Genomic DNA, 8195 nt, shown 5'->3' with positions numbered 1-8195 from the left:
AGAAACTGTGTAAAGAAATACACTTGTAGTAGCTCCAACTGCTGGTGTAAAAGTTCCATTGCTTGCAGTAAAAGTTCCTCCAGTTCCAGATTGTAATGTCCAAGTTCCACCAGTTTGTTCGCCTGTTATTAAACTGAATAAGTCTATTTGAGTTGTACTTGTTTCGCAAATGCTTGTTGAACCATCTGCGCCAGCATTGGGCGAAGGATTTATTGTTAAAGTAACACTACTAGAATCGCTAATACAAGGAGAAGTTCCAGTTATGGTGTAAGTAAAAATACCTGAAGTAGCTCCAACGGCTGGAATGTAAGTTCCTCCAGATGGATTAAGTGTTCCTCCAATAACAGTTGTAGACCAAACTCCTCCAGATTGTTCTCCTGTTATTAAATTAAATAAATTAATTTGAGCAGTATTTGAATCACAAACGGTTAAAACTCCATCTGTTCCTGCATTGGGTTGTGGATTTATGGTTACTGTTACTGTGCTTGTATCGTTTATACATGGTGAAGTTCCAGAAAGTGTGTATGTAAATGTGCCAGAAATTGCACCGATAGCAGGTGAATATGTTCCTGTTGCTGCATTAAATGTTCCACCAGTTACGGTAGTCGTCCAAACTCCACCAGATTGTTCTCCAGTTATCAAACTAAATAAGTCAATTTGGGTTGTGCTTGAATCACAAATTGTTAATGTTACGTCAGTTCCAGCATTTGGCTGTGGATTTATTGTTAAAGTTACTGTACTTGAATCATTAATACAAGGTGAAGTTCCTGTTAAAGAATAAGTAAAAACATTATTTGTTGCTCCAACTGCTGGAATAAATGTTCCATTAGTTGCATTAAATATTCCGCCAGTTCCTGATTGTGTCCAAACTCCACCAGATTGCTCACCAGTAATTAAACTAAATAAATCAATTTGCGTACCATTAGTTTCACAAACTATTAAAGTTCCATCTGTTCCTGCATTAGGTTGTTGATTTACAGTAATTGTTGCAGTACTAGTATCTGTAACACAAGGCGAAGTTCCTGTTAATGTATAAGTAAATACTACAGTTGTTGCTCCAGAAGCTGGAATAAAAGTACCTGCTGTAGGATTAAAAGTTCCACCTGTTCCAGTTTGAGTCCAAATTCCGCCTGATTGCTCTCCAGTAATAATGTTAAATAAGTTTATTGGAGTAGTAGTATTATCACAAACTGTTAAAACACCATCTGTTCCAGCATCTAATTGTGCTGAAATTGTTACTGTAGCCAAACTTGTATCTGCTGGACAAGGCGTAATTCCACTAACTGTATATAAAAATGTACTTGTTGTTGCTCCAACAGAAGGAGTAAATGTTCCATTTACTGCGTCAAAAGTACCACCACTTCCAGAACTTTGTGTCCAAGTTCCACCAGATTGTTCACTTGTAATTAAATCAAATAGATTTATTGGTGTTGTACTAGAACCACAAATGTTTGTTCCTCCATCTGCACCAGCATTACCTGAATTATTCACAATAACTTCTATTAATTGAAATGGTCTACAGGTTGCATCTGCTGGTGCTGGATTTACAATTGCATATACATAATAGGTTCCAGCGGCATTTGGCAATGAACCTGTTGTACCCAAAATTCCTGGATTATAACTTGCAATTGTTCCTGTTGGAGTAGCGTTTGCTAATAATGTTCCTCCAGTATACATTGCAGATCCAGTTTGCGGTGAATTAAAATATACAAACCTAATAACATCTGTTCCAGTAAAAGTAGTATTTACAGATATCAAACTTGGATCACCATTTAAACACAATGTTTGAGTTGATGATGGATTTGTTATTGTCTCACAAACGGTACAAGATATTATTAAATTAAATGATTTTACTAAATTACATCCACCTGGAGCTTGAATACTCATATAAATAGTTTGACCATTACTAATAAAAGCTGATGCATTTCCTATAGGATTTGAAGCAGTTATTGCATCGGCATTATTTGTATGGTATGCAATTGTATAATTTCCTGGATTTAAACTTCCTAAAATTGTTGCAGTATTTGCAGTTAAATTAAAAGTTGTAGAACACTGTGTTAAATTAACTGGTGAAATTGTTAAATCTGGAAAAACTTCTACTAATACATCTTTTCTAACTTTTGTTTCTACGTTACAAACATTGTAAGTTGCTTCCGCAGTATATGTTGTTGTTACGGTTGGACAGACTGTAATATTAGGACTTGTACTTACTTGTGTAGTACCGTTTAACCACTGAAAAGTTACAGGAATATTTGGACCAGTTGGTGTAAATCTGTACGCTTCATTAAATGCAGACCAATTTCCAGTATTTCTGTTTGGAGTATTAGGAGTATAACCTAAACTTCCATCAAGATTTATTATTCCAATTACACCATTTCCTCCATTCCATCCTGTACAAGGAACTCTTCTTTGTACATAAACTTCTATAATATTTGATACCTCATAAAGCACAATTTGAGATGTTTGTAATCCAACACCATTTCCACAAGAAAATTGAGGTAAATTAGAAAAATTTGCTACAAATTTTCTACAAGGATAAGTTCCTATAACTTGATAATTTGCTGTTGACTGAAAACCAGTTGGAGGAGTAACACTAAAATCGGTATCTTGATACACTCCAAAAATTGCGTTTTTTATAGGAAATCCTGCACTTGGAACTGATTGATTATATGACCATGGGCAACCATTTTGAGTGTTATTAAATGCAATGACACCATTAGTTCCTACATTTATATTAGTATAACTATTGTTAAAAAAACAAAATTTAAATGGTATAGTTTGTCCAGGAGAAGTTAAATTAAAAGAAGGCGACCAGTCATCATCGCCCATTGGATTTCCTTGATTATTAAGAAGTCCTGGACCTACTAACTGATTCCAAGTTGGATTTTCGAAAGCAGCTTGAGGACAATATGAAATTGTGCTAACTGAATATTGACTAGTAGAAGCAATATTAGAGTAGTTTGAAGTTAAATTTCTACATTCTCCAACACTACATATAGCTTCAATATTATCATTCAAATTAACATCACCTCCTAAAACTGTAGCGCATCCGTTAATATTTATAGAAACTGTTGCGCTTCCTGTTAAATTGGCAACACAACCAGCAGGACTTGTATTAGCACTTTCTAAATTAAAAGTTGTAATCTCTGTAATTGGTGGAGTTACAAATGTAGCATTTCCAGAAGAATTTAAAATTACAGAAAAAAATGATCCAGTATCTGATGCAGAAAATGAAACTGATGCTCCAGGTGTACCTGTAAATGATAATGTAGTTGTACCATTTGGACAAATTGATGTTGTCCCAGAAATTGTAGCTGTAGGAAGTGCAACTGGAGTTATAACAATATTTTTAGATAATAAACATGTTACAGATGTTGTAAAAGTTATATCGTCTATTGCAAAATCGTTTCCTGCAACAGTTGTTGTTCTGTCATACAAACATAGTATTGCTGTTGTACTTGCGCCAGAATTCCAAGTGTAAGTATATTGTGTCCAATTTCCACAAGTTATTGCAGTTGGTGCAGCTCCAATACCTTGAGAAGTTCCATTAATTAAAGTTTCAATTGATGCAGGATTTGGAGTGGCAAGAGTTTGAACCCAATAACTAAAAGTATAAGTTTGTGATGGAGTAACAGGTATTGTTTGACACCATAATCTATCATTTCCAGCATTTGTAACTGAACCATCTACAACTAGCATATTTCCTAATCCACTAGTGTGATCGCCACAATTAGAGAATGGTGCAAACCATGTGCTAGGATTAAAAACTACACCATAAGCACCTTGAACTCCTACTGATGTTGATGTTGTTAAAAATTGATAATCTGTTGAAAATCCTCTATTTCCTAATGTAAAGTTTCCGTTGTAAACTAAATTTTTAGGTGCAGTAACTGGAGATGTAACTGTATATGTTGTTGCAACTGTAGGAGAAACTGTTGGATTAGAACTAGTTGGTGCAATTAATGTTGGATCTAAAGGTGATGCTGTCCAAGTATATGTTGTACCTCCAGAAGCTGATAATGTTGTTGAACTTCCTTGACAAATTGTACTATTAAAACTTGTTGTTAAATTTGGTGATTGACCAATAGTTATTGCACCTTGAGTTACAATTGTTCCTGAGGAATCTGTTACAGATACAGAATATGGTCCTGGAGCTAAACCAGTAAAAACTCCTGAAGTATTTGTTGCAGAAGCTGTACCAGAAATAGAATAAGTTACATAAGGTTGTAATCCACCATTTCCGTAAACACTTAATGAACCATTGGTTAAACCCGGACATGTTGGTGTTATAATTGAAGCTGTTGCAATTAATGGTGAAGTAACCGAAAAATCATCTACTGCAAAATCATTCCCAACTAAATCAGTATTAGTATTCCACAATTCAATATTTACACAAGCGTTATTTGGCACGAAAGAATAGGTTACTCGTTGCCATCCAGCAGTTGAAAGTGGCGCTGAAGTTGATCCAAATATTAAGGCATTAGTTGAAGTGTTATTAAACTGTATTCCAACAGAAGCTCTAGTTCCTGCTGCATTTATTGTTTTTATCCAATAAGTAAAATTATAAGTTTTTCCAATTGTAAGTCCGCAAACTCCACTACCAGTACTTCCTGCTCTCCAAAAACGTTGGTTTCCTCCAGTTCCGTTTCCGTCAATAACCATCATGTTTCCTGTTCCTGTTGTATGATCGCCACCAGCAAGAAAAAAAGCGGTATTTACAGGTTGTGGATTGGTTGTAAAAGTATAATCGCCAGCATTTGTATTGCCAGAGTATGGAGCTGTAATAAAATTATATCCTGCGCCAATTAAACTAAATCCATTTCCATTAGTTGGAATATTAAAATTTCCATTTGTTAATAGATTTTGCGCCGATAAATTGGATATAAATAAAATAAAAAACAGAATGAATAAAGTAATTTTTCTCATTTTTTTAGCGATTTTTGAAGCGAAATTTACATAATATTAACGATATAATATCTTAAAATTTCATTTTTTTAAAAATAGCATTCTCTTTACCTTTTATAATTCAATAATATTTATCTTTGCATTTGAAATTGTTAAAAAAATTCTTATTAATAAACTAATGACAAATACTGAAGAATTTAGTGATGAAATTGGCAACAATCATATTGCTACTAATGAGGAAACTCCGTTAAGAAAAGATGCTTTTGAAAAAAGTGACGAAGAAAAAATTGAGCTTATAAAAAAGGATGTAACTAATATTTTACAAACTTTAGGAATAGATTTAACTGATGATAGTTTAAAAGGAACACCTAATAGAGTTGCAAAAATGTTTGTTAAGGAAATTTTTGGTGGATTAAATCCAAATAAAAAACCTAGTTCTTCAACATTTGAAAATAAGTACAAGTACAATGAAATGCTTGTAGAGAAAAATATTGTAGTTTATTCTACTTGCGAACATCATTTACTTCCAATTGTTGGTCGTGCGCATGTTGCTTACATTTCTAACGGTACAGTTGTTGGATTGTCTAAAATGAACAGAATTGTAGATTATTTTGCCAAAAGACCTCAAGTTCAAGAACGTTTAACAATTCAAATTGTTAGAGAATTGCAAAAAGTTTTAAATACTGATGATGTTGCTTGTATAATTGATGCCAAACATTTGTGCGTTAACTCTAGAGGAATTAAAGATATTGATAGCAGTACTGTTACAGCAGAATTTGGTGGAAAATTTAAAAATGAAAATACTAGAAGAGAATTTCTTGATTATATAAAATTGGAAACTTCGTTTTAGAGATGGAAGATGGAAGATGGAAGATTGGAGATTGAAGATGGAAGTTGGAAGTTGTAATTTATAGGGTTTTTAGCCCAGATTGTAATGGAAATCCTTGTGAAGGAAAAAGCTATTTTTTCTTGGTTTAAAAAAGCGACTGCAAGAAGCTCTTTTTAAACCATAGAAAAAAAGATTTTTACAAGCAAGATTGGAATGGAAAGCTGGATTGGCTTTAAATAAAAAAGATTGTATTAAAAAAATAATTATGTCGTTATATAAAAATCAAACGCTTAAAATTTATAATTCGCTTAGCGGAGAAAAAGAAGTTTTTACACCTGTACACGAAGGAAATGTGGGAATGTATGTTTGTGGACCAACGGTTTACAGTAATGTGCACTTGGGAAATGTGAGAACTTTTATGAGCTTTGACGTGATTTTTAGGTATTTATTGCATTTGGGATACAAAACGAGATATGTTAGAAATATTACCGATGTTGGGCATATTGTTGATGATGTTGATGATGGCGAAGATAAAATTGCCAAAAAAGCACGCTTAGAACAGTTGGAACCAATGGAAATTGTGCAAAAATATACGGTCGATTTTCATACAATTTTAGATAAATTTAATTTTTTGCCGCCAAGTATTGAACCTACTGCAACTGGTCATATTATTGAGCAAATTGAAATTGTAAAACAAATTATTGAAAATGGTTATGGTTATGAAGCCAATGGTAGTGTGTATTTTGACGTAGTAAAGTTTAACGAAACACATAATTACGGACAATTGAGTGGCAGAAATATTGAAGATATGCTTGCCAATACAAGAGATACTGATGGACAAAGTGATAAAAAAAATTCGCAAGATTTTGCTCTTTGGAAAAAAGCAGAAGTTGAACACATAATGCGTTGGCCTTCGCCTTGGGGAATTGGTTTTCCGGGTTGGCATTTAGAATGTACCGCTATGAGTACTAAATATTTAGGAGAAAAATTTGATCTTCATGGTGGCGGAATGGATTTGAAATTTCCGCATCACGAATGTGAAATTGCTCAAAATGAAGCTTGTACTGGTCATAGTCCTGTGAATTACTGGATGCACGCAAATATGTTGACGCTGAATGGCAAAAAAATGTCGAAATCTACTGGAAATAATATTCTTCCTGGTGAAATTTTTACTGGCGAAAGCGAATTTTTAAGCAAAGGTTTTGAACCCAATGTAGCAAGGTTTTTTATGCTTCAAGCTCATTATAGAAGTGTTTTAGATTTTTCTAATGATGCCATTTTGGCTGCAGAAAAAGGTTTTTATAGACTAATGGAAGGAATGGAATTGCTAGTAGAACTTGAAGCTAGCTCTACTTCTACTCTAGATATTTTATCGTGGCAAAAAAGCTGTTATGATGCTATGAATGACGATTTTAATACGCCAATTTTAATTGCACAATTGTTTGAAGGAATTCGATTTGTAAATGTTTTAAACGACAAAAGAGAAACAGTTACAAAAGAAGATTTGGAATTATTAAAATCTACATTAACTATTTTTATTTATGATGTTCTTGGTATTAAAGATGAAAAAGCATCTGAAAATAATTTAGAAAAACTAGAAGGTGTAATTGAAATGCTAATTGCAATGAGAAACGAAGCTAGAGCGAATAAAAACTGGCAATTGTCTGATGAAATTCGTGATAAACTTTTAGTTTTAGGTATTCAATTAAAAGATGGCAAAGACGTTACAGGTTTTAGTATTTCTAATTAAAATTAAAACTTAATTGAAATGTTTTCAAAAATTTTAACCTATCCATTATATCTTTTAATTAGGTTTTATCAAGAAGCTATTTCACCATTTTTACCTTCAACTTGCAGGTTTGAACCTACTTGTTCTAGTTATTTTATTGAAGCTTTAAAAATTCACGGATTGTTTTATGGAAGTTATCTTGGAGTGAAAAGAATACTAAGTTGCAATCCTTGGGGAAAAACTGGATTTGATCCTGTACCAGAAAAAAAGTGTTCTCATAACTGATATTTATAGATAATAACTGATGTATAAAATAAATCTCTTACTCCTTTTTATTTTTAGTTTCTATTTTACAGCTAGTTGCAAACAATTAAAAAAAGAAACTGAAGCTGAAACCAATCAACAAAACTATATCTTCTTTCTTCATAATAAATTTATTGAAGAAAATGATTTAGATGTAGAACATCTTGAATATGGAAAAGCTGAATATTTAGAAATTATAAAAGCGTTTGAAAAAGATAACTTTATAGTTTTAAGTAAAAAGAGAAAGAAAAATACTGATACAAAAAACTATGCAAAAAAAGTAGTTTCTCAAATTGATAGTTTACTAAATATTGGAGTTAAACCAAATCATATTTCTGTAATTGGGACATCTAAAGGCGGTTATATTGCTCAATATGTTTCTACTTTTATAGCTAATCCTGACATAAATTTTGTATTTATTGGTTGTTA

The 8195-nt window shown here is 32.6% G+C and carries 4 protein-coding genes and 1 pseudogene; 4 read left to right on the top strand and 1 reads right to left on the bottom strand.

Annotated elements, in window-relative coordinates; genetic code table 11:
* Nucleotides 1-4926 (bottom strand): beta strand repeat-containing protein (locus ACH2BC_RS04650; protein WP_395052819.1); only part of this gene is annotated, 4926 nt, incomplete at its 3' end.
* A gap of 157 nt (nucleotides 4927-5083) precedes the next feature.
* Between ACH2BC_RS04650 and folE the strand changes: the two genes are divergently transcribed.
* The 4 genes and pseudogenes from folE to ACH2BC_RS04630 form a co-directional block, all read left to right on the top strand.
* Nucleotides 5084-5755 carry a GTP cyclohydrolase I FolE gene (gene folE / locus ACH2BC_RS04645; RefSeq protein ID WP_395052818.1) on the top strand — a complete coding sequence of 224 codons (672 nt, stop codon included), beginning with the start codon at nucleotides 5084-5086 and terminating at the stop codon, nucleotides 5753-5755.
* Between the two features lie 244 nt (nucleotides 5756-5999).
* Nucleotides 6000-7484 (top strand): cysteine--tRNA ligase, encoded by a 1485-nt coding sequence (gene cysS / locus ACH2BC_RS04640; protein WP_395052817.1) that lies wholly within the window; start codon nucleotides 6000-6002, stop codon nucleotides 7482-7484.
* 18 nt (nucleotides 7485-7502) lie between these two features.
* The gene (yidD, locus tag ACH2BC_RS04635) at nucleotides 7503-7748 is read left to right on the top strand and encodes a membrane protein insertion efficiency factor YidD (RefSeq protein ID WP_395052816.1); all 246 of its coding nucleotides are present in this window, start codon (nucleotides 7503-7505) and stop codon (nucleotides 7746-7748) included.
* Nucleotides 7749-7767: 19 nt separating this feature from the next.
* Nucleotides 7768-8195, top strand: a pseudogene (locus tag ACH2BC_RS04630) (alpha/beta hydrolase); the annotation flags it as partial.

Origin of the sequence: Flavobacterium sp., assembly GCF_043760115.1 — a bacterium.
GTDB lineage: Bacteria > Bacteroidota > Bacteroidia > Flavobacteriales > Flavobacteriaceae > Flavobacterium.
Note: the sequence above shows the minus strand (reverse complement) of the source record. Positions and strands in the feature narration are given on the sequence as shown.